Here is a 24,549-nt window from a genome sequence, read left to right as displayed (position 1 = left end):
TATGACCGTGAAAATGGATCCGAGTCTATATTTACAAAATCAGACGGTTGAGCGAAAAGCAAAAGGAGATGCGTTAGGAAAAGATGACTTCTTAAAAATCCTAATGACACAGCTGCAAAATCAAGATCCTATGAATCCAATGCAGGATAAAGATTTTATTGCACAAATGGCAACCTTTACTTCTTTAGAGCAGATGACAAATATGAACAAAATGCTTGAAACTTTCATTAACAGTCAAACAGCAGATGGTATTTTGAAATACAGTGAAATGATTGGGAAAGAAGTTCAATATAATTCTGTTTCTATAGGGGAAAATGGTGAACAAAATGTCACTAACATCTCAGGTATAGTAAAATCAGTGCAACAAAAAGGAACACAAACATTTATTGAATTACAAGATGGAACAACTATACCAACATCTTCAATTACAAAAGTGTCTAACCCTGCTCCTGAGTTATGATAGGAGTGAATGAAGATGGATCATCGAATACGTCAATTACAGCATCATCCTTTATCACTCACAAATAAAAATATAGGACAATCCAAAGAAGTAACGACTTCATTTCGAGATGTCTTACAGGATGTTGTTGGAATTAAAATTAGTAAACATGCACAGAAACGATTGTCTGATAGAAAAATTGAAATTGCAGATGAGAAATGGGTTGAACTTCAAGAAAAGATGCTTGAAGCAAAAAACAAGGGGATTATTGATTCACTTGTTGTGATGGAAAAAGCAGCACTTATTGTAAATACAAAAAATAATACAGTAGTAACCGCAATGGGAAGAGAAGAAGCTAGTTCTCAAATATTTACGAATATAAACGGAACGATTATTTTAGATCAATAGGCTGGACCGATAAGGAAGCCACTGGCTGTGGACTGACAGAAACAGCCAACAATCGAAAGGGGAAAAAGATATATGCTACGTTCAATGTACTCAGGAATTTCTGGAATGAGAAATTTTCAAACAAAATTAGACGTAATTGGGAACAATATTTCTAACGTCAATACATTTGGCTACAAAAAAGGAAGAGTAACATTTAAAGACTTAATGAGCCAAACTGTAGCAGGCGCTAGTACACCAACTGCAAACCGTGGTGGAACAAACCCTCAACAAGTTGGTTTAGGGGCAACAATGGGTTCTATTGATACGATTACAACGCAAGGAAGCTTACAAACTACTGGTCGTCAGCTAGACCTTGCTGTAAATGGTGATGGGTATTTCACAGTGAAAAACGGAAATCAATCACTTTATACAAGAGCAGGTAACTTCTATCTTGATCGTGAAGGATCACTTGTAACATCTGAAGGGTATAAAGTACAAGGATTTGCAACTGAAAATGGAGTTGTAACAAACAGACTGCAGGATATCAAAATTGATACAAGCACATTTATGGCTCCAAAGGCAACTGAAAATGTTATGTTTAGTGGGAATCTATTCGCAGGTGCAGCATCAGGCGAAACAACATCAGCTGATTTTACTGTAAAAGATTCACTTGGATTTGATCACGAAGTAACAGTAACATACGAAAAAACTGCAAATCCAAATGAGTGGACATACTCGTATGCACTTAAATCAGGAAATGGAACGATCACTGCACCAAATGGTGGGACAATTACATTCAATACCAACGGAAGTGTGAATGCTGGACAAATGGGTAATTTAGAAGTAACTGGACTTCCAAACGGTGTTGCTCCCATCAATATGAATATTGACTTATCGACAGTAACACAAGTAAACACTGCTAACACAGTAGCTCTTCGTGACCGTGACGGAAACTCTGAAGGCTACCTAGAAAGCTTTAATATAAGTGCATCTGGTGAGGTAGTAGGAGTATTCACGAACGGTGAAGTAAATGTGTTAAGTCAAATTGCTTTAGCTACATTCTCAAACACAAGTGGTTTAGTTAAAGCTGGCGGTAACATGTATCAGCCATCGAATAACTCTGGTGAAGCATTGATGAGTGTTCCTGGCCAAGGATCTGGAGCTATTCAATCAGCAGCACTTGAAATGTCAAACGTTGATTTATCTGAGGAATTTACAGAAATGATTACAGCACAACGTGGATTCCAAGCAAACACTCGTATTATTACAACTTCTGATGAGATTCTACAAGAGCTTGTTAATCTAAAACGATAATGCAAGGAGGTAGGGGGCATAGGATGGCCTATAGCCCCCACATAATTTGATTAAACTTACGAGACTTAATGGTACAAGCTTTAGTTTAAATGCAATTTACATAGAACAAGTACAGTCATTTCCAGACACAACAATTTCGTTAACGAATGGAAAAAAAATTGTCGTGCGAGAGTCGGAAGATGATGTTATTCTTTTAGTGAAAGACTTTTATCGACAAATTTCGATACTGGGACTTCATACTGATAAGGAGGGTTCGTAATTTTGAAGAAAAACAAATTGCTTATGACGATGTTAATCATTATTGTTACAATCATACTTATTGGTGCAGTGGCTGTAGTCTTAATTATGAAGTTTAATGACTCAGGGAAAGAAGAAGTAAAAGAACCGACAATTGATGAAATTGTTGAATACTCCGTTGACGTCCCAGAAATTACGACAAATCTTCTTGACGGGGATTTTGTTAAAATTCAATTTAAGATTCAAACAGAAAACGCAAAAGCAAAAGAAGAACTTACAAAACGTGATTTTCAAACAAAAAATATTATTATCCAAGAGCTTTCTGAAATGACTTCAGAACAATTTAAAGGGAAAGAAGGAATAGCTAATCTGGAAACCCTTATTAAAACTGAACTAAATGAATTGATGCATGAAGGGAAAGTTGTAAGAGTGTATACAACTTCATTCGTACTTCAATAAAAACGTAAAAATTGGAAACGTTAAGAGGAGGTGAAGCTTTTGGCAGGAGAAGTTTTATCACAAAATGAAATAGATGCCCTTCTCTCGGCACTTTCAACTGGAGAAATGAATGCGGACGAGCTCAAAAAAGAAGAGTCAACTAAAAAGGTTAGAACGTATGACTTTAAACGAGCCCTTCGTTTCTCGAAAGACCAAATTAGAAGCTTAACTAGAATTCATGAAAACTTTGCAAGACTGCTAACAACGTTCTTTTCAGCAAAATTACGAACGTATATTCAAATTAATGTTGCATCAGCAGACCAAATTCCTTACGAGGAGTTTATTAGATCAATACCGAAGATGACGATACTAAACGTATTTGAGCTTGCTCCACTGGATGGAAGAATCATAATAGAGATTAATCCAAACATTGCCTACGCGATGTTAGATCGTGTATTAGGTGGACGAGGAGTGAGCATAAACAAGGTAGAGAATCTAACTGAAATTGAAACAAAGATCATGTCACAGTTATTTGAACATGCGGTCGATAATTTACGAGAAGCTTGGACAACAATTGCTGATATTGAACCAATACTAACAGAATTTGAAGTTAACCCACAGTTCCTACAAATGTTCTCACCAAATGATACTGTGGTTGTAATTTCTTTGAACACTCAGATTGGTGATACGAGTGGAATGATCAACATCTGTATTCCACACGTTGTATTAGAACCAATTATGCCAAAGCTTTCTGCTCATTATTGGATGCAGAACACAAATAAAGAACGAGAGCCTCATGAGGTTTCTTTACTAGAAAGAAGTATAAAAACAGCAGATTTACCTATTATTGCACAGTTGGGTACATCTGCATTAACAATACAAGAGTTTTTACAATTAGGAATTGGTGATGTCATTCAGTTAGATCAAGGAATTGATAAACCAATTACTATAAATGTAGGAAATGAGCCAAAATTTTATGGACAACCAGGAAAACTGAATAAAAAGGTAGCCATTCAGGTTATGGAAGAAATTAAGGGGGGAGAAGATAATGATGAGTGAAGATATGCTATCTCAAGATGAGATTGATGCTCTATTAAGAGGAAGTGACGATAGTGATCCAGGTGATCTTTCCGATGAAAATCCCCCTGCAGAAGAGTATCTTTCGTTATTAGAACAAGATGCATTAGGGGAAATTGGAAATATTTCATTTGGTAGTTCAGCTACAGCATTATCAACATTATTAAATCAGAAGGTCGACATTACAACACCGACCGTAACTGTTATACCTAAGAATGAATTAGTGGATGAGTTTCCACAGCCAAATGTTGCAATACAAGTTAGTTATACAACTGGTTTTATAGGTTCTAATGTTTTAGTAATACAAATGAGTGATGCAGCAATTATTGCGGATTTAATGCTCGGTGGTGATGGTAGAAATCCTCAAGATTTACTAGGTGAGATTCAATTAAGTGCTGTACAAGAAGCGATGAATCAAATGATGGGTTCTGCGGCAACATCAATGTCTACTATCTTTAATAAAAAAGTTGATATTTCTCCACCTAGCATAGAGATGATGGATTTAGCAGCTGGAGAAGGCGGAGAATCAATTCCGAACCAAGACATACTTGTTCAGGTTGCCTTTAAGTTAAAGATTGGTGATTTAATTGATTCAAATATCATGCAAATCCTTCCGTTATCATTCGCCAAAAGTTTAGTGGATGAACTACTAAACCCTAGTGAAGCACCAAAACAAACAGAGCAACAAGCTCCTCCTGCACCTACACAGGCAGTCACTCCACAAAGTGCACAACCTGTACAGCAAGAGAGTAGTCAGATGCAGTATCAACAACCACCAATGCAACAGGCACCACCTAACAATCAGTACGTTCCTCATCAAGGGAATGGTGGCTATCAACAGCCTCAAGATATGTATCAAACGCAATATCAGGTTCCTTATCAAGGTGGAAGTGGACAACAAATAGTTTCATCACAAGGAATGCCAGCTGGATATCAACCAAACGTTCAACCGGCAGCATTCTCGAGCTTTCAAACAACAACCTTACCAGAATCAGAATCGAAAAATTTAGATATGCTTCTTGACATTCCTCTACATGTAACAGTGGAATTAGGAAGAACGAAACGTTCGGTTAAAGAAATACTTGAAATTTCATCAGGTTCTATCTTGGAATTAGACAAGCTGGCAGGTGAACCAGTAGACATACTAGTGAATAACAAACTAGTCGCAAAAGGTGAAGTTGTAGTTATTGATGAAAATTTCGGTGTACGTGTTACTGATATCATGAGTCAAAGCGACAGAATTAAAAATTTACGTTAATTAGTAGGGGGATATGGTCAATGGCACACAAAATTTTAATCGTAGATGACGCTGCATTTATGAGAATGATGATTAAGGATATTTTATCAAAAAATGGATATGAGATAGTAGGTGAAGCTGCTGATGGAATGCAAGCAGTTGAACAATATAAAGAGCATCAACCAGACTTAGTAACAATGGATATTACGATGCCAGAAATGGATGGTATTACAGCTTTAAAAGAAATAAAGAAATTAAATCCAAGTGCAAAGGTTATTATGTGTTCTGCAATGGGACAACAAGCAATGGTTATTGATGCAATCCAGGCAGGGGCAAAAGATTTCATTGTAAAACCTTTCCAGGCAGATCGTGTACTTGAAGCGATTGGTAAGGCACTATCTTAAGTTTTCAGCAAGAAACTCCAATTAAAAATAAGAGGTGGCAGCAATTGCTACGTAAACTGATTTTTATAATGATAATAATGATTACTTGTCTGCTTTCACCGCTTGTACAACATGAAAATGTACAGGCGGGTGCAGACGATAATGCGAGTGTATTCGATTCACTAGAAAAAGAGAAAAAACAAGAAAACGATAACTCAACTACAACAGAAGATAAAACTGATGAAACGACGGAAGACCCTTTAACTCCTCTTGAGGACGAAGAGGCTATTGAGACGCCAGATACATCATTTGGTGCCTTTGATTTTATCAATCTGCTTTTTTCTCTGTTTCTTGTGCTCGCTCTTTTATATGTAACTCTTCGTTTCATTAAAAAGAAGAATCAAGCTTTCACTTACACTAAAACGATGATGAACCTTGGTGGTACGAGTCTTGGCGCAAATCGTTCTGTTCAACTAGTAAAAGTTGGAGACCGGATTTTAGTCGTCGGTGTAGGCGAAGATATACAATTATTAAAAGAGATTGATTCGAAAGAAGAGATAGAGCAAATTCTGAAGTCTCAACAAAACGAGGTTCAGCAAATGCTTCAACCAACTGATATCATTAGTAAGGTTGTAGAGAAAATAAAGGATTTTAAAGGTGATCATCGTAAAGAACAACATGACTTTAAATCACACTTAACAAAGCAACTATCGGAGTTATCAAATGGGAGAAAAGTGATTTTGAAAGAGCTAGAGAAGAAAGGGAAACAAGACAATGAATGAATTTATGGAATTTTTTAATACGAATAGTCCAGAAAATGTTTCAACGTCTGTAAAATTGCTTCTTCTCATGACGTTCCTGTCATTAGCTCCAAGTATTCTCATTTTAATGACTAGTTTTACAAGAATAATGATTGTCCTGTCGTTTGTACGAACTTCAATTGGTACTCCTCAAATGCCACCAAACCAAGTAATTATCGGTTTAGCTCTGTTTATGACGTTTTTTATCATGACACCAACCTTTAATGAGGTTAACGATCGTGCCTTAACTCCTCTTTTTAATAATGAAATAAACCTAGAGGAAGCGTATGATCGAGCTTCATTACCGATGAAAGAATTCATGAGTAAACATACCCGGCAAAAAGATTTGGCATTGTTTTTAGGCTATTCAGGAATAGAAAGACCTAAAACAGTAGAAGATATACCACTAACTGCGTTAGTACCGGCATTTGCTATTAGTGAGATGAAAACAGCCTTTCAAATCGGATTTATGATTTTTATCCCTTTCTTAGTCATTGATATGGTTGTTGCCAGTGTCCTTATGTCTATGGGGATGATGATGCTTCCGCCAGTGATGATTTCCTTACCATTCAAAATTTTATTATTTGTATTAGTTGATGGATGGTACTTAGTAGTCAGGTCTTTACTTATCAGTTTTTAACATGGTCTACATATCGTAAAAGTGAAAATGTGTGATTTATAGGAAGTGATTAATGTTGAGTTCGGAATTTGTAATATCAACAGCTGAACAAGCGATTTATACCGTATTAATGATAAGTGGACCGCTACTGCTTTTAGCTTTGGGCATAGGATTACTTGTGAGTATTTTTCAGGCAACAACTCAAATCCAAGAGCAAACATTAGCTTTTGTCCCGAAAATAGTTGCTGTTTTTGTTGGCATAATTTTCTTTGGACCATGGATGCTTTCAAGAATGATTAGTTTTACTTATCAAATATTTAGTAATCTTCATAAGTATATAGGGTAATTGGAATGGAAGAATTTGTTGTTAAAATATCAGCATTTATATTGATTCTAGTCCGAGTAACATCCTTTTTCGTAACAGTACCGATTTTTTCATATAGGACGATACCTGCTATGCATCGAGTAGGAATGGCCTTTTTTTTATCTTGGATTATGTACTATACAGTCGAGATTCCTTCACTTCAACTTGATGAATTTTATATTTTACTTATCTTAAAGGAAATCGCTGTCGGTTTATCAATTGGACTTATTGCTTATATTATTATGTCGGCTATTCAAAGTGCTGGTGGTTTTATCGACTTCCAAATGGGATTTGCCATTGCAAATGTAGTGGATCCGCAGACTGGTGCACAGTCACCATTAATGGGCCAATTTTTATACATAGTATCTTTATTATTTCTATTATCGGTAAATGGACATCACCTGCTAATCGATGGAATTTTTTATAGTTATAAAATGATTCCACTAGATCAGATATGGGTACCGTTTGGAGATGAACAGCTGCTTAATCATATGATCAAAACATTTAATTCAATGTTTATAATAGCATTTCAAATGTCAATGCCGCTTGTTGGTTCACTCTTTTTAATTGATGTCGCATTAGGTATTATTGCACGTACTGTACCGCAACTAAACATATTTGTCGTTGGTATGCCATTGAAAATTGGTGCTGCATTTATCATGCTAATTGTGTTAATGTCAGTTTTCTTTATGCTTGTTGGTAATTTATTTGAACAGGCATTATATGCAATGAGAGGGTTAATGCAAATTATAGGAGGGGCATAGAAATTGTATAGATATTCGCTAAATCTTCAATTCTTTGCCGGAGAAAAAACTGAGAAGGCAACTCCAAAGAAGCGCCAGGAATCAAGGAAAAAGGGGCAAGTAGCGAAAAGTCAGGATGTTAATACAGCCATACTTCTCCTATTTGTTTTCCTTTTTTTTTGGTTTAGCGGAGGATTTATTTTAGGTAAGATTATGGATATACTTGTCCGGAGTTTTGAAGATTTTATGCATATTGAGCTAACAGAGGAAAATGTATTTAGCTTAATGCATACATTGCTCCCTGAATTAGCTATGATCTTAGCTCCTATTATGGTAGTAGCAATGGTAGGAGGAGTGGTTGCAAATTATATGCAGGTTGGATTTCTATTTTCCACTGAAACCATTCAATTCAAGTTAGAGAAGCTAGACCCAATCAAAGGAGCAAAAAATATTTTCTCGATAAGAGCAATTGTTGAGCTAATAAAGTCTACATTAAAAATTAGCTTTGTTGGAATGGTAACCTTTGTTGTTCTTTGGGGAGATTGGGATGGCATTATGCGCCTATCGCAAACAGACCTTGAAGAATCACTGTTGTTCTTGGCAAAACTAGTAATGAAGATGGGGTTTGCTGCCACGATAACATTATTGTTGTTATCGGTGTTTGATTATACTTACCAAAAGTTTGACTATGAAAAAAATATCCGAATGTCTAAACAAGATATAAAGGATGAATATAAAAATACAGAAGGAGATCCGTTTATTAAAGGAAAGATTAAGCAGAAACAACGAGAGATGGCGATGTCTCGGATGATGCAGGATATTCCTAAGGCGGATGTAATTATTACAAATCCTACTCACTATGCTATTGCATTAAAGTACGATGAGAAAAAAATGGATACACCATATGTAGTAGGGAGTGGTGTCGATTATATTGCATTAAAAATACGGTCAATTGCAAATAATCATGATATACCTACTATAGAAAATCGTCCTCTTGCCAGAGCTTTATATGAGCAAACTGAAATTGGGGACGCAATTCCGGAAGAATTTTTTAAAGCTGTAGCGGAGATTTTAGCTTATGTATACCGATTAAAGCATAAAGTCTAACGCAGTAGGTAAGGAGTGTTTAATGTGAAAGCAAGAGACTTACCCGTAATAGTTGGTGTTGTCTTAATTATCATGATGTTAATTTTACCATTACCAGGTCTATTATTAGATATTTTAATTATGATTAACATTGCTCTGGCTCTAGTGGTTTTGTTAACTTCTATGAATATGACGGAGCCACTTCAGTTATCTGTTTTTCCTTCATTAATACTCGTATTAACATTATTTCGTCTAGGTTTAAACGTGTCGACTACGAGAGCGATATTAAGCCATGGAGATGCAGGGAATGTTGTTCATACCTTCGGGAATTTCGTAGTTGGAGGAAATGTACTAGTAGGTTTTGTAATCTTTTTAATATTAGTTATTATACAATTTTTGGTTATTACGAAGGGTTCAGAGCGTGTCTCTGAAGTTGCAGCACGTTTCACGTTAGATGCAATGCCAGGAAAACAAATGGCTATTGATGCAGATTTAAACGCTGGTCTGATTTCAGAAAAAGATGCAACAGCACGAAGAGAAAAGGTAGGTCGTGAAGCGGACTTTTATGGAGCAATGGATGGTGCGAGTAAGTTCGTTAAAGGAGATTCTATTGCGGGAATTATCATTACAATTATCAATATCTTAGTTGGTATTGTTATTGGTATGTTACAAATGGACATGAGTATTGGAGAATCGGCTAATACGTTCATGATATTATCAGTCGGTGATGGATTAGTATCTCAAATCCCAGCCTTAATGACTTCTACAGCTACAGGGATTATCGTTACTCGAGCTGCTTCAGACGGAAATTTAAGTCAAGATATTACAACGCAATTATTCGCTTTCCCTAAAATGCTTTACGTAGCTGGTGCTAGCATATTTATTCTAGGTTTGTTCACACCACTTAATGATCTACTGACAATTCCAATTGCAGGATTATTAGTTTTTGGTGGGTATATGCTTGGTAAGCCAAAGCAACCGGATAAGACAGATTTAGAAGAGCTTGAGGAACAAATTGAGACAGATGAAATGAAGAGTCCAGAGAGTGTGGTAAATCTGTTGAATGTTGATCCGATAGAGTTTGAATTCGGTTATGGACTTATCCCATTAGCAGATACGAATCAAGGTGGAGACTTATTGGACCGTGTCGTCATGATTCGTAGACAATTAGCGATCGAATTAGGGATCGTCATTCCAGTTGTTCGAATACGAGATAATATTCAATTACAACCAAATGAATATCGATTAAAAATAAAAGGTAATGAAGTAGCAAGGGGGGAACTTCTGCTAGATCATTATTTAGCGATGAGTCCAGGAATGGATGATGACATCGTTCAAGGTATCGACACGATCGAGCCATCATTTGGATTACCTGCGAAATGGATTACAGAAGAAACAAAAGAACAAGCAGAAATGTTTGGGTACACAGTTGTCGATCCGCCATCTGTTGTTTCCACTCATATAACAGAAATACTCAAATCAAATGCACATGAGTTACTAGGTAGACAAGAAACAAAGCAACTTGTGGACCATATAAAGGAAGCATATCCAATACTAGTAGAAGAAGTGACACCAAATCCTCTATCTATAGGAGATGTTCAGAAAGTATTGGGTAAGCTATTAAGAGAAAAAGTTTCAATTAGAAACTTACCAGTAATATTTGAAACATTAGCGGATTTTGGAAAAATGACGACCGATACAGATATATTAACTGAATATGTAAGGCAAGCATTAGCTAGACAAATTACCTCACAATTTGTTAGCGAAGGAGATGTGTTACGTGTAGTAACGGTATCAGGGAAAGTTGAAAAGGCAATAGCAGAAGGAGTTCAACAAACTGAACACGGCAACTATTTAGCCTTAGATCCAAACGTATCCCAAGCTATCATTTCATCAGTGGCAAGTCAAGTAGAACAGTTGTCATTGCAAGAACAGCAATCAATCATACTCTGCTCTCCTGCTGTTCGAATGTATGTGAAGCAATTAATCGAGAGGTATTTACCAAATGTACCGGTCTTATCTTACAACGAACTAGAAGCTAATGTTGAAGTGCAAAGTGTTGGGGTGGTGAATATAGATTGAAAGTAAAAAAGTATGTTGCACCTTCCATGCCTGAGGTTATGAAAAAGGTTCGAGCCGACTTGGGGAAGGATGCCGTAATATTAAATTCAAAGGTTGTTCATACAGGTGGTTTCTTCGGCTTCTTTACTAAGAAAAATATAGAAGTGATGGCAGCAGTTGATCCTTCACCATTTGATAAAGAACCCATTCAGAAAGATAGGGAACGAACTGTTCCAGTAAATATTCAACCAAAAAGGGAACCATCTCTGCTTGAAGATATTACACCTTTAGTGAAATCGTTAAATCAAAAAAATGACATGGATTTATTGAAAGAAATTAGTGAACTCAAATTATTAATAAAAGATACACAATCAAAACCAACAGTCCGTACATCCATTTATCCTGAACCGTTACAGAAAATCTTATTGGAGCTCGAAGATCAAGAGATAAACGAAGAGCAGCAATCTGATATTATGTCGAAGCTACTAGAGAAGTGGTATAAAAATAATGCGAGTAGCAGTAATACTGAAATTAAAAAATGGGTAAGAGAAGAACTTCTTACAAGAGTTGAACAATACGAACATGGTGGCATTTCTTTCAAGAAAAAATATATTAATGTAGTTGGGCCAACAGGCGTCGGGAAAACGACAACACTTGCAAAAATTGCTGCCCAATGTGTGATAAAACATAAAAAAAAGGTAGCTTTTATTACTACTGATACTTACAGAATTGCCGCTATTGAGCAGTTAAAGACATATGCCAAAATTTTGGATGTCCCAATTGAAGTCTGCTATAACTTAGATGATTTTAAAAAGGCGAAGGAGAAATATTCCTCTTACGATTTAGTATTTATCGATACAGCTGGTCGAAACTTTAGAAACAAACAGTACGTTGAAGACTTAAAAGAGGTTATCGATTTTACTGAGGAGATGGAAACATTTCTCGTATTATCCTTGACTGCAAAACAAAGAGATATGGAAGAAATTTATCGTCAGTTTTCCCTAATTTTTATAAATAGGTTAATCTTTACAAAAACTGATGAAACATCACAATTTGGATCGATTTTAAATTTAATGACTACTTACAAAAAAGGAGTTGCATATTTAACAACTGGTCAAAATGTTCCAGATGATATTATGGAAGCAACTCCAACTGAAATTGTAAATACGATTCTTGAGGTAGATACCAAATGAGAGATCAAGCTGAAAGCTTACGCCAGCGACTTCAACGTATGAAAGACCGTACCGAAGCAAAGGTTATTGCCGTTGTTAGTGGTAAAGGTGGAGTCGGAAAATCCAATTTTTCACTTAATTTTGCGATAAATCTTTCTAGAAACAAACAAAAGGTCCTAATCTTTGATATGGATATTGGCATGGGAAATATAGATATTTTAATGGGGCTACCTTCAAGAGGAAGCTTTGTGGATATATTTAAGCAAGGTATATCAATTCAAGACATAATAAAGGAAGGACCAGAGGGTGTTGATTTTATATCAGGAGGATCTGGATTATCGACCTTGTTTAAGCTTGATTCAGAAAAGCTTTCCTATTTTTTGAATCAACTTGGTAAGCTTGCATTAGATTATGATTATATTTTGTTTGATATGGGCGCAGGTATTACAGAAGATAGTCTTCAATTATTACTATCTGTACATGAAATATTTGTTGTCACAACACCTGAACCTACTGCTATTACAGATGCATATTCCATGATGAAGTATATTTGCACGAAAGAGAATAATGCAGAATTTTACCTTATCGTCAACAGAGCACTATCACATGAAGAAGGAACAAGTACGTTGAAAAGACTGAGCGAAGTGATGAGACAATTTTTAAAGAAGGAAATTGTGCAGTTAGGTTATTTACCTGATGATCGTAATGTTAATAAAGCTGTAAGCAGACAAACTCCTTTTTCTGTATTTGATCCGAAATCAAAGGTTAGTATCGCACTGAAAGAAATTGCTGACCGTTATATTGACGGAAACTCCATCGAGAATGGAAAGCAAAAACCAAAGTCATTTAGTTTTATCTCCAGGCTAAGACATTACTTCCAAGAAAGGTAGGTACCTATGGATAGAATCAATGTGCTAGTTGTAGATGATTCAGCATTCATGAGAAAGCTTATCACTAACTTTCTTGAAGAAGATAGCAGATTTCATATTGTGGGAACTGCCCGTAACGGTCAAGATGCAGTCAAAAAAGTACTAGAGTTAAAACCCGACGTCGTTACTTTAGATGTAGAGATGCCAATATTAAATGGGTTGCAAGCACTAAAAGAAATAATGAAAATAAAACCAGTTCCTGTCGTTATGCTATCTAGTACGACAAAAGAAGGGGCTGAGAATACTATACTAGCAATGCAATATGGTGCAGTTGACTTTGTTGAAAAGCCTTCTGGTGCCATTTCTCTTGACTTACATAAAGTAAAGGAAGAAATAAAGGACAAAGTTTATCACGCATCAACGGTAAAAAAGGCAAAATTAAATCGAATGAATGAAATGAAGATTACCACTATACCGAATGGTAATGATTATAGTAAAATAAATAATAATGAATTTTTCGACAAAAAACCACTTAATTTGTCAAAAAAGGTCATTTGCATTGGGACATCAACTGGTGGCCCTCGCGCACTACAGCAAGTTATTACTAGGTTACCCAAGGATATTGATGCTCCTATACTTGTTGTTCAGCATATGCCTGCTGGATTTACTAAGTCTTTAGCTTCTAGGTTAGATTCCTTAAGTCAAATTGAAGTCAAGGAAGCTGAAGACGGAGAAATTATAAAAAAGGGCATAGCATATATTGCACCTGGTGGATATCATTTCTTAGTAAAGAGAATTGGAACATCATTAGCTGTAAGTTTAGATCTGTCACCACCTAAAAATGGACACCGTCCCTCTGTTGATTTATTATTCGATTCTGTAAGTCAGCTGTCGGATTATGCTAAGGTGGCTGTTATTATGACGGGTATGGGCTCAGATGGGACAGATGGACTGGTGAAACTGAAAAATACCGGAGAGGTTCGCAGTATTGCCGAATCTGAGGAAACTTCAATTGTTTACGGAATGCCAAAAGCTGCTGTAGCTTCTAATAAAGTAGACAGCATCGTACGATTAGATGAAATAGCAGAACAAATAATGAAAATGCTACATACGTAAAGGGGTGTGTGATTTTATGGAAATGAATCAGTACTTGGAAGTTTTTATAGAAGAAAGTAAGGAACATCTTCAAGCTGTAAACAGCAACTTGTTAGAATTAGAAAAAAACCCTACCAACATTGCAATTGTAAATGAGATATTCCGATCTGCACATACATTAAAAGGTATGTCCGCTACGATGGGTTATGAGGATTTGGCAAGCTTAACTCACCAAATGGAAAATGTACTTGATGGAATCAGAAATAATAAGCTTATGGTCACTCCAGAGATTTTGGACGTTGTCTTTCAATCAGTAGATGACCTTGAAGCAATGGTCCATTCAATTGCTGAAGGTGGAAGTGGAAAGCGTGATGTTCGAAGTGTTGTAGAAAAACTAGTAGCCATCGAAAAGGGACAACCGATTGCAACCAGTGCCTCTTCTCTAAATGCTCCTGCAGCACAAGAAGAAGTAACAACAGCTTCAGCTCCTACTCAAAGCTACGACCAATTTGAGTTAACGGTATTAAAGCAATCAACTGAACAAGGTTTTAATAGTTACGAAGTTACAGTATCTTTACGTGAAGACTGTTTACTAAAGGCAGCACGTGTGTTTATGGTATTTGAAATATTAGAACAAATTGGTGAAGTAATTAAATCTAATCCAGCTGTTGAATTACTAGAAGATGAAAAGTTTGATCAATCCTTTACAGTAACAATTGTATCGAAGGATTCACCAGAGGATGTTCAAGGTAAAGTACTTAAGGTATCAGAGGTAGAGAAGGTAGAGGTACAAGCTATTGACTTCTCTAGGGAAGCATTTGAAGATGTAGTAGAAAATGTAGAAGCAACAACTTTTGAAGAGAAAGAAGCAGTAGCAGAAGTGTCGACACCAGAGAAGGAAAAGAATGCAGCAGCACCTCATGCAAAAGCTGCAAGCAATAAAACAATTCGTGTAAATATTGAGCGCTTAGACATTTTGATGAACCTATTCGAAGAGCTTGTTATTGATAGAGGAAGATTAGAGCAAATCTCAAGAGAACTTAACAACTCAGAACTACATGAAACCGTCGAGCATATGTCTAGAATTTCAGGGGACTTGCAAAACATCATCTTAAATATGAGAATGGTGCCTGTTGAAACAGTCTTTAACCGCTTCCCTCGTATGGTAAGACAATTAGCAAGAGATTTAGGAAAGAAAATTAACTTAAGTATTGTCGGTGCAGAGACGGAACTAGATCGAACAGTGGTAGACGAAATTGGTGATCCACTTGTGCATTTAATACGTAATGCTTTAGATCATGGCGTAGAAATGCCAGAAGTTCGGAAAAAGAACGGAAAAGACGAAGAAGGAACCGTTATTTTAAGGGCTTATCATAGCGGAAATCATGTATTTATTGAGATCCAAGATGATGGTGGCGGAATTAGCAAAGAGAGAGTTCTGAGCAAAGCGATTAGTAAAGGTGTAGTAACAGAACAACAGGCTGCTACTTTAAGTGATAAGCAAGTATTCGAATTGATTATGTCATCAGGCTTCTCTACTGCAGAAACTATTTCGGATATTTCCGGTCGTGGAGTCGGCCTTGATGTTGTGAAAAATACAATTGAGTCATTAGGTGGTTCAATTACTATTGATTCAGTCGAGGGAAAAGGAACAACTTTCTCAATTCAACTACCATTAACACTGTCTATTATTTCAGTAATGTTAGTTGAACTTCAAAAAGAAAAATATGCAGTACCGTTATCTTCTATTATCGAAACTGCCATTGTAAAAAAAGAAGATATTTTAAGTGCACATAGCCAAAAGGTAATAGATTTTAGAGGTAAAGTAATACCACTGATTAGCTTGAAAGAAATATTTGATGTGCCAGGTGAAGAACCAGATAACGACTATATTTCAGTAGTAATTGTTCGTAAAGGAGATAAAATTGCGGCACTTGTTGTTGATTCATTTATCGGACAACAGGAAGTTGTACTAAAGTCACTTGGTAACTATTTATCTTCAATATTTGCGATTTCAGGTGCAACTATATTAGGTGATGGACAAGTTGCTCTAATTATTGATTCTAATGCGTTAATCAAATAAGAAGGGAGGAACGAGTTATGTCTGAAGAATTGACGAACAATCTTAAAGTTATTGTCTTTCAATTAGCTGATGAAGAATATGGAATACCTGTTCAGCAAGTTCAATCCATTGAGAAGGTATTACACATTACAAGAGTTCCTGGAACTGCGAAATATGTGAAGGGTGTAATAAACCTTCGAGGTGTTGTTACTCCAATCATTGATTTAAGAGTAAGGTTTGGGCTAGATGAATTGCCTTTTAATGATAGTACTCGCGTAATTATCGTTTCTTTAGAAACAATGGATGTTGGTCTCATTGTCGATGCAGCAAATGATGTAATTGATTTACAAAGTGAAAGTATTGAGCCAGCTCCTGAGGTAATAGGTACAGTGGAAGCAGATTATTTAAACGGAGTTGCTAAACTGGATAGACGTTTATTAGTACTGTTAAAACTTGAGAAAGTCTTAAGTGTTAAAGAATTAACTGAAATTAACGGATAGAAGGTTATGGGGATATGTCATTTATTAAAAAGTTGAATTCTACACATATAGATATACTAAAAGAGGTAGGAAATATAGGAGCTGGACATGCAGCAACATCCCTATCGAAGTTGCTTGATAAAAAAGTTGATATGAAAGTTCCTAGTGTAAAAGTTGTTTCATTTAATGAAGTGATGGATCTAGTTGGTGGATCGGAAAATGTTGTGGCTAGTGTTTTTTTACGTGTAGAAGGAGATGCTCCTGGGAGTATGTTTTTTATACTTTCACTAGAGCAAGCTTCACGATTTATACGGCACTTAACAAATGACCCATCATTTTCAATGGAGCAGACCCCATACTCAGAACTTGCTATATCTGCTCTTCAAGAGCTTGGTAACATTCTCACTGGTTCTTATTTATCATCTTTCTCAGATTTTACAAAGCTTAATTTATATCCTTCAGTGCCAGCTATAAGCGTAGATATGATTGGTGCAATTATTAGCTTTGGATTAATTGAATTATCGACAGTTAGTGATTATGCCATTGTGATTGATACAACTTTAATAGAGGAAGACCAGCCGATAAGCGAGAGTGTAAAAGGTCACTTTTTCTTTTTACCTGATCCTGATTCATTCTCCATTATATTTAAAGCCTTAGGTGTTACAGATCATGACTAATCAAGAAGTGGTGAAGGTTGGTATTGCAGATATGAATATAGTAAAACCTCCTCACATTATTAGAACTTCTGGATTGGGTTCATGTGTAGGAGTTGTCCTTTATGACTCATTGAGTAAAGTAGCAGGACTAGCCCATATTATGCTTCCAGACTCTCAGCTTGCAAAAACTGGGGATATGAACAAAGCAAAATATGCAAATACTGCCATAGAGGAACTTATACAATTAATAGTGAAATCAGGTGGAAAAAAACCTCAGATAAAAGCGAAAATAGCTGGTGGTGCACAAATGTTTCAGTTCACTTCTGGTAGTGACCTAATGAGAATAGGTCCAAGGAATGTAGAGGCTGTGAAAGAAGAGTTAAAGCGCTTAAATATTACGTTAGTCGGGGAAGATACCGGTGGAAATAGTGGTCGAACAATTGAATTTGACCCAATAACATGTGAGCTTTCTATCCGCACTGTAAATCAAGGAGTGTCTATCTTATAATGTTTGGCACATTGGTATTGAATTTTATCTTCGCAATGATTGGCTTTATCGTTGTCTTTTTTTCTGCATTTGCAAATAACGGATTTTTGACATCTTTGATACGAGGGCTGATTGCCTACGTATCTTTCTTTCTAATTGCCTACATATTTAGATGGATGATTCATTTTATAATCAGTAACCCGAAGGGCAATACTAAACCTAATATCAATCAATCAAATCCAAAGGATAGCGTGGATGCTGAACAATTGCGTCATTCCATGGATCATTTAACTGACGAAGATGCAGAAGCTGTTTCTCATTATATAAAAGACTTGCTAAAAGAGCAGGACTAACTATGTAAGGGGAACTTAGTTTCAAGTTATCTTGGAATCGGGTCCGGCAAAGGAGAGGATGTAATGACACAGGTAACCTCAAACGAGGATCAAATATATTGGCAAAAATGGACTGAATCTCGTGATACGAACGCAGGTGATTCCCTGATCAAATTGTACATGCCGTTAGTTAATTTTCATGTGCAACGGATCTCAGTTGGTTTACCGAAAAGTGTTAATCGTGATGATTTAATGAGTTTAGGGATGCTTGGCCTGTATGATGCTTTAGAAAAGTTTGATCCTACACGGGACTTAAAGTTTGATACATACGCTTCTTTTAGGATAAGAGGTGCCATTATAGATGGCCTCCGAAAGGAAGATTGGCTCCCGCGAAGCTCAAGAGAAAAATCAAAGAAAATAGATTCTGTAATTGAAAAGTTAGAACAAAAACACATGCGCACAGTTACTCCGAGTGAAGTTGCAGAAGAATTAGGGATGACAGAAGAAGAAGTACAACAAACAGTTACGGAAGGATTTTTCGCAAACGTTTTATCCTTAGATGACGGATTAAAGGATGACGATGCTACAGATGCTCCTAAATTTACAATAAAAGATGAAAAGACACTTACTCCAGAAGATAAGATGCTTAAAGATGAACTTGTAGAGAAGCTTACTTCTGTAATTGAACAGTTAAATGACAAGGAACAGCTTGTTGTCAGTTTATTTTATAAGGAAGAGTTAACGTTAACAGAGATAGGTCAAGTAATGAGCTTATCTACATCACGCATTTCACAAATTCATTCAAAAGCTCTCTTCAAAATGAAGAAGATACTAGATACCATATACGAATAATACAACAGCCGGAGCAAAAGGATGTGTTTTTATGGGGATTCGGTTAGCGGAATTACAGGTTGCATTACCAAAAACACAGGACGTAAGTAAAATAGTAGAGCAAATGCAAAATAGAGGTCAGCATATGCAAGATCATATTGCAGAGGAAGTACAAAAACAGGAAGATCGAAAGCGGCGTCAAGTGGTAAATGCAAAGCAAAAGGATGGTGCTTCCCTTCACTTACGTTCAGAACACAATCACGAAGAAAAACAATATCAAAAAAAGAAGAACAAAGAGAATCACCCATTTAAAGGGAAGTCGATTGATATTAGTTTATAAGGAGTCAATATGAGTACATTTCTACTTGTGGTAAGTTTCATTCTTCATGTCATTTCATTTTTAAGTATTGTTTTACTTTACTTTAGAATCGAGAAAATGAGAGATATTGAACGAAAGCAAGCGTCTATTATGAAGGACATGGAGGATATATTATCATCATATATCCTAGAAATGAAGGAAGAAAATGAGAAATTTATACAAGAAGTAAAAACAAATAATGATAAACCTAAGAAATCAACGAAAAAAACTCCAGCTGAAAAATCAAAAAAAGCATCTCCAAAAATAGAAGTAGCACAAGCGAAAATTGACACGATAGAAGACGAAATATCAAACGAAGATTTAATGGAACTTTTACCTACCTTCAAAAGAGAAGTGAAAACAAAGCCACAACAGCCTCATATAATGAAAGATAACGAAATAACAAATGATACTACGGATAAAAAGGAATCAAAAACAGTTGAGGAAAAGATAAAAGAAAAAGAAGAGCCAAAAGAACCTCCGTTTGAAAGTTTACCATTAAATGTACAAGTACAGCTGCTATCCAAAGAAGGTCTAACAGTAGAAGAAATTGCAAAAAGACTGAACAAAGGAAAGACAGAAATCGAGTTATTTTTAAAATTTAATACTTAATCTTAGAAAACAAGCTTGATTGAAAGTTGTTCTTATGTTATATTAGTTTTTGGTGTTAATTACACACGCTTTTAGATTTGGATATTGGTGCTGTACTAACAGTTGTATTCAAAAATGATAAAAGCGGAGGAATACAAACCATTAGGAGGAAAAAACACATGTCAGTAATTTCAATGAAGCAATTACTTGAAGCTGGTGTTCACTTCGGTCATCAAACTCGCCGTTGGAACCCAAAAATGAAGAAGTATATTTTCACAGAACGTAACGGGATCTATATCATCGACTTACAAAAAACTGTGAAAAAAGTTGAAGAAGCTTACAACTTCGTTAAAGAACTAGGAGCTAATGGTGGTACTATGTTATTCGTTGGTACTAAGAAACAAGCTCAAGATTCTGTTAAGGAAGAAGCAGAACGTTCAGGAATGTACTTTATTAACCAACGTTGGTTAGGTGGTACATTAACAAACTTCGAAACAATCCAAAAGCGTATTAAGCGCCTTCGTGATATTGAAAAAATGCAAGAAGACGGTACATTTGATGTACTTCCTAAGAAAGAGGTTATTAACCTTAAGAAGGAATTAGAACGTCTTGAAAAGTTCTTAGGCGGAATTAAAGATATGAAGCAACTTCCAGATGCTTTATTCATCATTGATCCTCGTAAAGAGCGTATTGCAGTTGCTGAAGCACATAAATTAAACATCCCAATCGTTGGTATCGTTGATACAAACTGTGATCCGGATGAAATTGATTATGTAATCCCTGCAAATGACGATGCAATTCGTGCTGTAAAACTACTTACTGCTAAAATTGCAGATGCAATCCTTGAAGCAAAACAAGGTGAAGAAACTGCACCAACTGCTTAAGTAATACGTATAGGTGATAAGAGGGACACAAGCCTTTTTATCACCTTTTTTAAGGGATAAATACGGTTCATTCTCACTTTTTTCGGATATATTATATACAAATATCCAAAAATACATAAATGATAAAGTCAAGGAGGAATTTACGATGGCTGTAACAGCTCAAATGGTTAAAGAATTACGTGAAAAAACTGGCGCTGGTATGTTAGATTGTAAAAAAGCTTTAACAGAAACAAATGGTGATATGGAAAAAGCAATTGACTTCCTGCGTGAAAAGGGTATGGCAAGTGCTGCTAAGAAATCTGACCGTATCGCTGCTGAAGGAATTTCATACATTGAAGTCCAAGGAAATGAAGCGGTTATTTTAGAAGTTAACTCTGAGACGGATTTCGTTGCAAAAAACGAAGGATTCCAACAGTTAGTTAAAGAATTAGCTGCGCACCTTTTAAAGAACAAGCCTGCTACAACTGAAGATGCTTTAACACAAACAATGGATAACGGTTCTACAGTTGCAGATTTCATTAGCTCTGCAATTGCAAAAATTGGTGAAAAAATCACATTACGCCGTTTCACAATTTCTACTAAAGGTGACAATGGTGCATTCGGTGGTTACTTACACATGGGTGGACGTATTGGTGTTCTAGTAACTCTTGAAGGAACTACTGAAGAATCAGTGGCTAAGGATGTTGCTATGCATATTGCGGCAGTAAACCCTAAGTATATTGATCGTGATGCTGTAACAGAAGAAGAGATTGCTCGTGAGCGTGAAGTGCTAACACAACAAGCTCTAAACGAAGGTAAGCCTGAAAACATCGTAAATAAGATGGTAGAAGGACGTATGGGTAAATTCTTCGAGGACGTTTGTTTATTAGACCAAAGTTTCGTTAAAGATCCAGATCAAAAAGTACGCAAATTTGTTGAGAGCAAAGGGGCTACTGTAGTAAACTTCGTTCGTTACGAAGTAGGAGAAGGAATCGAGAAGCGTCAAGATAACTTTGCTGAAGAAGTTATGAGCCAAGTGAACAAGTAAATCATAAAAAGTCCTAAATAGTGATTTCGGTATAGTTAGGAAAGGGTATTGTTTATCCTTACCTAACTAATACTGTTCCTTACCAAATTGTAAGAATCACCACTTTAGGAGGATAGGGGACACAATGTGTTCCCCTTTTTTTGAAAACTAGCCATTCTTGCTAATACTTAATTGGTTCATAGGAGGTAAAGATGAGTACTGCAAAATATAAACGTGTTGTTTTAAAATTAAGTGGTGAAGCGCTTGCAGGTGATCAAGGCTTCGGTATTAATCCTTCAATTATTCAATCCATTGCGAATCAAATTAAAGAAATTGCTGAAATGGATGTTGAGGTTGCTGTTGTTGTTGGGGCTGGGAATATATGGAGAGGTAAAGCCGGAAGTGAAATGGGAATGGATCGGGCAAATGCCGACTACATGGGTATGCTAGCAACGGTAATGAACTCATTAGCCCTGCAAGATAGCCTTGAAAACTTAGGGATACAAACTCGAGTTCAATCTTCTATTGAAATGAGACAAGTAGCAGAACCATACATAAGAAGAAAAGCAATCAGACATTTAGAAAAGAAACGTGTTGTTATTTTTGCAGCAGGTACGGGGAACCCGTATTTCTCAACAGATACAACTGCAGCATTACGTGCAGCTGAAATCGAGGCAGAAGTTATCCTTATGGCAAAAAACAATGTAGACGGTGTTTACACTGCAGACCCTGCAATTGATAAAAATGCAATAAAGTATGAAACACTATCATATTTAGATGTATTAAAAGAGGGGCTTGCTGTAATGGATTCTACGGCATCCTCATTATGTATGGATAATGATATTCCTTTAATCGTATTCTCTATTATGGAAGAAGGAAACATCAAACGTGTAGTTCAAGGAGAAAATATCGGAACAGTCGTGAGGGGGAAATAAAAATGGGTCAATCTGTTATTAAAACAGCTAAAGAGAAAATGGATAAGGCGATTCAGGCTTATCAACGTGAACTTGCAACAATCCGTGCAGGTCGTGCAAGCGCAGCTTTATTAGACAAAATTACAGTAGATTACTATGGTGCACCAACACCTGTAAACCAATTAGCTTCAGTAAATGTACCTGAAGCACGTATGCTTGTTATTACACCTTATGATAAAACATCTCTTGGTGAAATTGAAAAGGCTATAATGAAATCAGATTTAGGAATTACGCCAACAAACGATGGATCCGTTATTCGTATCGTAATCCCTGCTCTAACAGAAGAGCGTCGCGTTGAATTAACGAAGCTAGTTAAGAAGTATGGAGAAGAAGCAAAGGTTGCAGTACGTAATATACGTCGTGATGCAAATGATGATCTGAAAAAGCTAGAAAAGAATGGTGAAATTACTGAGGATGAACTACGTAATTTTACTGATGATATTCAAAAGGAAACAGATATCCATATAGCGAAGGTTGATGCAGTTACAAAGGAAAAAGAAAAGGAAATTATGGCTGTTTAATTATAAACACGAATTCTTTCTCTTTTATTGTAGTTAAGCAATCGGTTAATAGTGTATAGTGAAATTACCTATATGGATAAATAGACCCTCTATTTTAGGGGGTTTTTTACTTATTATGAAGTAATATACGCGTTCTTAATTATTTTGTAATAATGAATACATACGGGTTCATTCAGTCCATATAATGAAAATAAATCGATAGTTTCTTTGAACTGTGGATACGCTTTGATTATAATGGTAATGATGGGGGATAAGAAAATGCTTGATAAACTTAGACGTTGGAATAAAAAAGAGAATAATGAATCTTTCACAAAAGAAGCGGTAAAGTCAAAGCCTATTCCTAAACATATTGCCATTATAATGGATGGAAACGGTCGTTGGGCCAGTAAAAGAGCCTTACCACGAGTTGCGGGTCATCATGAAGGAATGAAGGTTGTTAAGAAGATTACAAAGCTAGCAAGTGAACTTGGCGTTGAGGTATTAACTCTTTATGCATTCTCAACTGAAAATTGGAAACGCCCTAAACAAGAGGTAGAATACTTAATGAAACTTCCTGAAGAGTTTTTAGGGACATTCTTGCCAGAATTAATTGAGCAAAATGTGAAGGTCCAAATGATGGGTAATCCTGAAGAAATACCAAAGCATACAAGAAGTGCTGTTGAAAAAGCGATGGAAAAGACAAAAGAAAATACAGGATTAATTTTGAATTTTGCCTTAAACTATGGTTCCCGTGACGAAATTACCCAAGCCGTAAAATATATCATTAAAGATGTACAGAATGGAAAGCTCACTGAAGAGGGAATATCCGAAGAGCTTCTATCTGAATACTTAATGACGAGTTCATTACAAGATCCGGATTTATTGATTCGTACAAGCGGCGAACACCGTCTTAGTAATTTTATGCTCTGGCAACTAGCTTATACTGAATTTTGGTTTACGGATGTGCTATGGCCAGATTTCTCAGAAGAAGAACTTATTCAAGCAATTGGTGAGTTTCAAATGCGTGGACGTAGGTATGGCGGAATATAAAAGGATGATGAATAGTTT

At 36.1% G+C, this 24,549-nt stretch carries 30 protein-coding genes; all 30 read left to right on the top strand.

Annotated elements, in window-relative coordinates:
- The first annotated feature begins 1 nt into the window (after nt 1).
- The 30 genes from flgD to uppS all read left to right on the top strand — a co-directional run bounded on the left by flgD (nt 2) and on the right by uppS (nt 24,531).
- A complete protein-coding gene (flgD, locus tag JR050_RS12295; protein WP_204203789.1) occupies nt 2–460 on the top strand; it encodes a flagellar hook assembly protein FlgD in 459 nt (152 codons plus the stop codon).
- A gap of 15 nt (nt 461–475) precedes the next feature.
- Nucleotides 476–847: a TIGR02530 family flagellar biosynthesis protein gene (locus JR050_RS12290; protein WP_204203788.1), complete on the top strand. Its 372-nt coding sequence runs from the start codon at nt 476–478 to the stop codon at nt 845–847.
- A gap of 72 nt (nt 848–919) precedes the next feature.
- Entirely contained in the window at nt 920–2,140 is a 1,221-nt protein-coding gene (locus tag JR050_RS12285; protein ID WP_204203787.1) for a flagellar hook protein FlgE, read from the top strand.
- A gap of 46 nt (nt 2,141–2,186) precedes the next feature.
- Entirely contained in the window at nt 2,187–2,399 is a 213-nt protein-coding gene (locus tag JR050_RS12280; RefSeq protein WP_204203786.1) for a flagellar FlbD family protein, read from the top strand.
- A gap of 2 nt (nt 2,400–2,401) precedes the next feature.
- Nucleotides 2,402–2,836 carry a flagellar basal body-associated protein FliL gene (gene fliL, locus JR050_RS12275; RefSeq protein ID WP_204203785.1) on the top strand — a complete coding sequence of 145 codons (435 nt, stop codon included), beginning with the start codon at nt 2,402–2,404 and terminating at the stop codon, nt 2,834–2,836.
- A gap of 39 nt (nt 2,837–2,875) precedes the next feature.
- Nucleotides 2,876–3,874 (top strand): flagellar motor switch protein FliM, encoded by a 999-nt coding sequence (fliM, locus tag JR050_RS12270; RefSeq protein WP_204203784.1) that lies wholly within the window; start codon nt 2,876–2,878, stop codon nt 3,872–3,874.
- Nucleotides 3,864–5,150 carry a flagellar motor switch phosphatase FliY gene (fliY, locus tag JR050_RS12265; RefSeq protein ID WP_204203783.1) on the top strand — a complete coding sequence of 429 codons (1,287 nt, stop codon included), beginning with the start codon at nt 3,864–3,866 and terminating at the stop codon, nt 5,148–5,150. Before fliM ends, fliY begins: the two co-directional genes overlap by 11 nt.
- Nucleotides 5,151–5,170: 20 nt before the next feature.
- Nucleotides 5,171–5,533: a response regulator gene (locus tag JR050_RS12260; protein ID WP_149219206.1), complete on the top strand. Its 363-nt coding sequence runs from the start codon at nt 5,171–5,173 to the stop codon at nt 5,531–5,533.
- A gap of 44 nt (nt 5,534–5,577) precedes the next feature.
- Nucleotides 5,578–6,294 carry a flagellar biosynthetic protein FliO gene (locus JR050_RS12255; RefSeq protein ID WP_204203782.1) on the top strand — a complete coding sequence of 239 codons (717 nt, stop codon included), beginning with the start codon at nt 5,578–5,580 and terminating at the stop codon, nt 6,292–6,294.
- A complete protein-coding gene (gene fliP, locus JR050_RS12250) occupies nt 6,287–6,952 on the top strand; it encodes a flagellar type III secretion system pore protein FliP (protein ID WP_204203781.1) in 666 nt (221 codons plus the stop codon). Before JR050_RS12255 ends, fliP begins: the two co-directional genes overlap by 8 nt.
- A gap of 55 nt (nt 6,953–7,007) precedes the next feature.
- Nucleotides 7,008–7,277, top strand: coding sequence for a flagellar biosynthesis protein FliQ (fliQ, locus tag JR050_RS12245; protein WP_204203961.1), 270 nt, complete (start codon nt 7,008–7,010; stop codon nt 7,275–7,277).
- A 5-nt stretch (nt 7,278–7,282) separates the two neighbouring features.
- Complete coding sequence (gene fliR, locus JR050_RS12240; RefSeq protein ID WP_204203780.1) at nt 7,283–8,059, top strand: flagellar biosynthetic protein FliR; 777 nt, start codon at nt 7,283–7,285, stop codon at nt 8,057–8,059.
- Nucleotides 8,060–8,062: 3 nt separating this feature from the next.
- Nucleotides 8,063–9,145 (top strand): flagellar biosynthesis protein FlhB, encoded by a 1,083-nt coding sequence (flhB, locus tag JR050_RS12235; protein ID WP_204203779.1) that lies wholly within the window; start codon nt 8,063–8,065, stop codon nt 9,143–9,145.
- 24 nt (nt 9,146–9,169) lie between these two features.
- The gene (gene flhA, locus JR050_RS12230; protein WP_204203778.1) at nt 9,170–11,206 is read left to right on the top strand and encodes a flagellar biosynthesis protein FlhA; all 2,037 of its coding nucleotides are present in this window, start codon (nt 9,170–9,172) and stop codon (nt 11,204–11,206) included.
- Nucleotides 11,203–12,378 (top strand): flagellar biosynthesis GTPase FlhF, encoded by a 1,176-nt coding sequence (flhF, locus tag JR050_RS12225; RefSeq protein ID WP_204203777.1) that lies wholly within the window; start codon nt 11,203–11,205, stop codon nt 12,376–12,378. The genes flhA and flhF overlap by 4 nt, the downstream gene beginning before the upstream one ends.
- Nucleotides 12,375–13,247, top strand: a complete 873-nt coding sequence (locus tag JR050_RS12220) for a MinD/ParA family protein (RefSeq protein ID WP_204203776.1) — start codon at nt 12,375–12,377, stop codon at nt 13,245–13,247. Before flhF ends, JR050_RS12220 begins: the two co-directional genes overlap by 4 nt.
- Before the next feature lie 6 nt (nt 13,248–13,253).
- A complete protein-coding gene (locus JR050_RS12215; RefSeq protein ID WP_204203775.1) occupies nt 13,254–14,342 on the top strand; it encodes a protein-glutamate methylesterase/protein-glutamine glutaminase in 1,089 nt (362 codons plus the stop codon).
- A 16-nt stretch (nt 14,343–14,358) separates the two neighbouring features.
- On the top strand, nt 14,359–16,404 hold the full coding sequence (locus JR050_RS12210) for a chemotaxis protein CheA (protein WP_204203774.1): 2,046 nt from the start codon (nt 14,359–14,361) through the stop codon (nt 16,402–16,404).
- Nucleotides 16,405–16,421: 17 nt separating this feature from the next.
- The gene (locus JR050_RS12205; RefSeq protein WP_204203773.1) at nt 16,422–16,883 is read left to right on the top strand and encodes a chemotaxis protein CheW; all 462 of its coding nucleotides are present in this window, start codon (nt 16,422–16,424) and stop codon (nt 16,881–16,883) included.
- Between the two features lie 14 nt (nt 16,884–16,897).
- Complete coding sequence (locus tag JR050_RS12200; protein WP_204203772.1) at nt 16,898–17,539, top strand: chemotaxis protein CheC; 642 nt, start codon at nt 16,898–16,900, stop codon at nt 17,537–17,539.
- The gene (locus JR050_RS12195) at nt 17,532–18,026 is read left to right on the top strand and encodes a chemotaxis protein CheD (RefSeq protein ID WP_204203771.1); all 495 of its coding nucleotides are present in this window, start codon (nt 17,532–17,534) and stop codon (nt 18,024–18,026) included. Before JR050_RS12200 ends, JR050_RS12195 begins: the two co-directional genes overlap by 8 nt.
- Complete coding sequence (locus JR050_RS12190) at nt 18,026–18,358, top strand: hypothetical protein (protein WP_204203770.1); 333 nt, start codon at nt 18,026–18,028, stop codon at nt 18,356–18,358. The genes JR050_RS12195 and JR050_RS12190 overlap by 1 nt, the downstream gene beginning before the upstream one ends.
- Before the next feature lie 63 nt (nt 18,359–18,421).
- Entirely contained in the window at nt 18,422–19,189 is a 768-nt protein-coding gene (locus tag JR050_RS12185) for a FliA/WhiG family RNA polymerase sigma factor (RefSeq protein ID WP_204203769.1), read from the top strand.
- Nucleotides 19,190–19,220: 31 nt separating this feature from the next.
- Nucleotides 19,221–19,508 (top strand): hypothetical protein, encoded by a 288-nt coding sequence (locus JR050_RS12180; protein WP_204203768.1) that lies wholly within the window; start codon nt 19,221–19,223, stop codon nt 19,506–19,508.
- Between the two features lie 9 nt (nt 19,509–19,517).
- Entirely contained in the window at nt 19,518–20,138 is a 621-nt protein-coding gene (locus tag JR050_RS12175) for a hypothetical protein (protein ID WP_204203767.1), read from the top strand.
- Nucleotides 20,139–20,296: 158 nt separating this feature from the next.
- Complete coding sequence (gene rpsB / locus JR050_RS12170; RefSeq protein ID WP_204203766.1) at nt 20,297–21,001, top strand: 30S ribosomal protein S2; 705 nt, start codon at nt 20,297–20,299, stop codon at nt 20,999–21,001.
- A gap of 145 nt (nt 21,002–21,146) precedes the next feature.
- The gene (gene tsf, locus JR050_RS12165) at nt 21,147–22,028 is read left to right on the top strand and encodes a translation elongation factor Ts (protein ID WP_204203765.1); all 882 of its coding nucleotides are present in this window, start codon (nt 21,147–21,149) and stop codon (nt 22,026–22,028) included.
- 191 nt (nt 22,029–22,219) lie between these two features.
- Entirely contained in the window at nt 22,220–22,942 is a 723-nt protein-coding gene (gene pyrH / locus JR050_RS12160) for a UMP kinase (protein WP_204203764.1), read from the top strand.
- A 2-nt stretch (nt 22,943–22,944) separates the two neighbouring features.
- A complete protein-coding gene (gene frr, locus JR050_RS12155; RefSeq protein ID WP_204203763.1) occupies nt 22,945–23,502 on the top strand; it encodes a ribosome recycling factor in 558 nt (185 codons plus the stop codon).
- A gap of 258 nt (nt 23,503–23,760) precedes the next feature.
- Nucleotides 23,761–24,531, top strand: a complete 771-nt coding sequence (gene uppS, locus JR050_RS12150; protein ID WP_204203762.1) for an undecaprenyl pyrophosphate synthase — start codon at nt 23,761–23,763, stop codon at nt 24,529–24,531.
- The last annotated feature ends 18 nt before the right edge of the window (nt 24,532–24,549 follow it).

It is taken from the genome of Bacillus suaedaesalsae (genome assembly GCF_016890225.1).
In the GTDB taxonomy this organism is placed as follows: Bacteria; Bacillota; Bacilli; order Bacillales; family SA4; genus Bacillus_BS; species Bacillus_BS suaedaesalsae.
The sequence above is the reverse complement of the archived record's forward strand: the minus strand, read 5'-3'. Positions and strand labels throughout refer to the sequence as shown.

Bases quoted from the DNA above. Each gene is read 5' to 3' on its own strand.
- fliY (WP_204203783.1), top strand. From the start codon at position 3,864: ATGATGAGTGAAGATATGCTATCTCAAGATGAGATTGATGCTCTATTA.
- rpsB (WP_204203766.1), top strand. From the start codon at position 20,297: ATGTCAGTAATTTCAATGAAGCAATTACTTGAAGCTGGTGTTCACTTC.
- uppS (WP_204203762.1), top strand. From the start codon at position 23,761: ATGCTTGATAAACTTAGACGTTGGAATAAAAAAGAGAATAATGAATCT.
- JR050_RS12200 (WP_204203772.1), top strand. From the start codon at position 16,898: ATGTCATTTATTAAAAAGTTGAATTCTACACATATAGATATACTAAAA.
- JR050_RS12260 (WP_149219206.1), top strand. From the start codon at position 5,171: ATGGCACACAAAATTTTAATCGTAGATGACGCTGCATTTATGAGAATG.
- JR050_RS12290 (WP_204203788.1), top strand. From the start codon at position 476: ATGGATCATCGAATACGTCAATTACAGCATCATCCTTTATCACTCACA.
- JR050_RS12185 (WP_204203769.1), top strand. From the start codon at position 18,422: ATGACACAGGTAACCTCAAACGAGGATCAAATATATTGGCAAAAATGG.
- JR050_RS12205 (WP_204203773.1), top strand. From the start codon at position 16,422: ATGTCTGAAGAATTGACGAACAATCTTAAAGTTATTGTCTTTCAATTA.
- tsf (WP_204203765.1), top strand. From the start codon at position 21,147: ATGGCTGTAACAGCTCAAATGGTTAAAGAATTACGTGAAAAAACTGGC.
- JR050_RS12285 (WP_204203787.1), top strand. From the start codon at position 920: ATGCTACGTTCAATGTACTCAGGAATTTCTGGAATGAGAAATTTTCAA.
- JR050_RS12180 (WP_204203768.1), top strand. From the start codon at position 19,221: ATGGGGATTCGGTTAGCGGAATTACAGGTTGCATTACCAAAAACACAG.
- JR050_RS12220 (WP_204203776.1), top strand. From the start codon at position 12,375: ATGAGAGATCAAGCTGAAAGCTTACGCCAGCGACTTCAACGTATGAAA.
- frr (WP_204203763.1), top strand. From the start codon at position 22,945: ATGGGTCAATCTGTTATTAAAACAGCTAAAGAGAAAATGGATAAGGCG.
- fliP (WP_204203781.1), top strand. From the start codon at position 6,287: ATGAATGAATTTATGGAATTTTTTAATACGAATAGTCCAGAAAATGTT.
- JR050_RS12215 (WP_204203775.1), top strand. From the start codon at position 13,254: ATGGATAGAATCAATGTGCTAGTTGTAGATGATTCAGCATTCATGAGA.
- JR050_RS12175 (WP_204203767.1), top strand. From the start codon at position 19,518: ATGAGTACATTTCTACTTGTGGTAAGTTTCATTCTTCATGTCATTTCA.
- flgD (WP_204203789.1), top strand. From the start codon at position 2: ATGACCGTGAAAATGGATCCGAGTCTATATTTACAAAATCAGACGGTT.
- JR050_RS12210 (WP_204203774.1), top strand. From the start codon at position 14,359: ATGGAAATGAATCAGTACTTGGAAGTTTTTATAGAAGAAAGTAAGGAA.
- JR050_RS12195 (WP_204203771.1), top strand. From the start codon at position 17,532: ATGACTAATCAAGAAGTGGTGAAGGTTGGTATTGCAGATATGAATATA.
- fliR (WP_204203780.1), top strand. From the start codon at position 7,283: ATGGAAGAATTTGTTGTTAAAATATCAGCATTTATATTGATTCTAGTC.
- pyrH (WP_204203764.1), top strand. From the start codon at position 22,220: ATGAGTACTGCAAAATATAAACGTGTTGTTTTAAAATTAAGTGGTGAA.
- JR050_RS12190 (WP_204203770.1), top strand. From the start codon at position 18,026: ATGTTTGGCACATTGGTATTGAATTTTATCTTCGCAATGATTGGCTTT.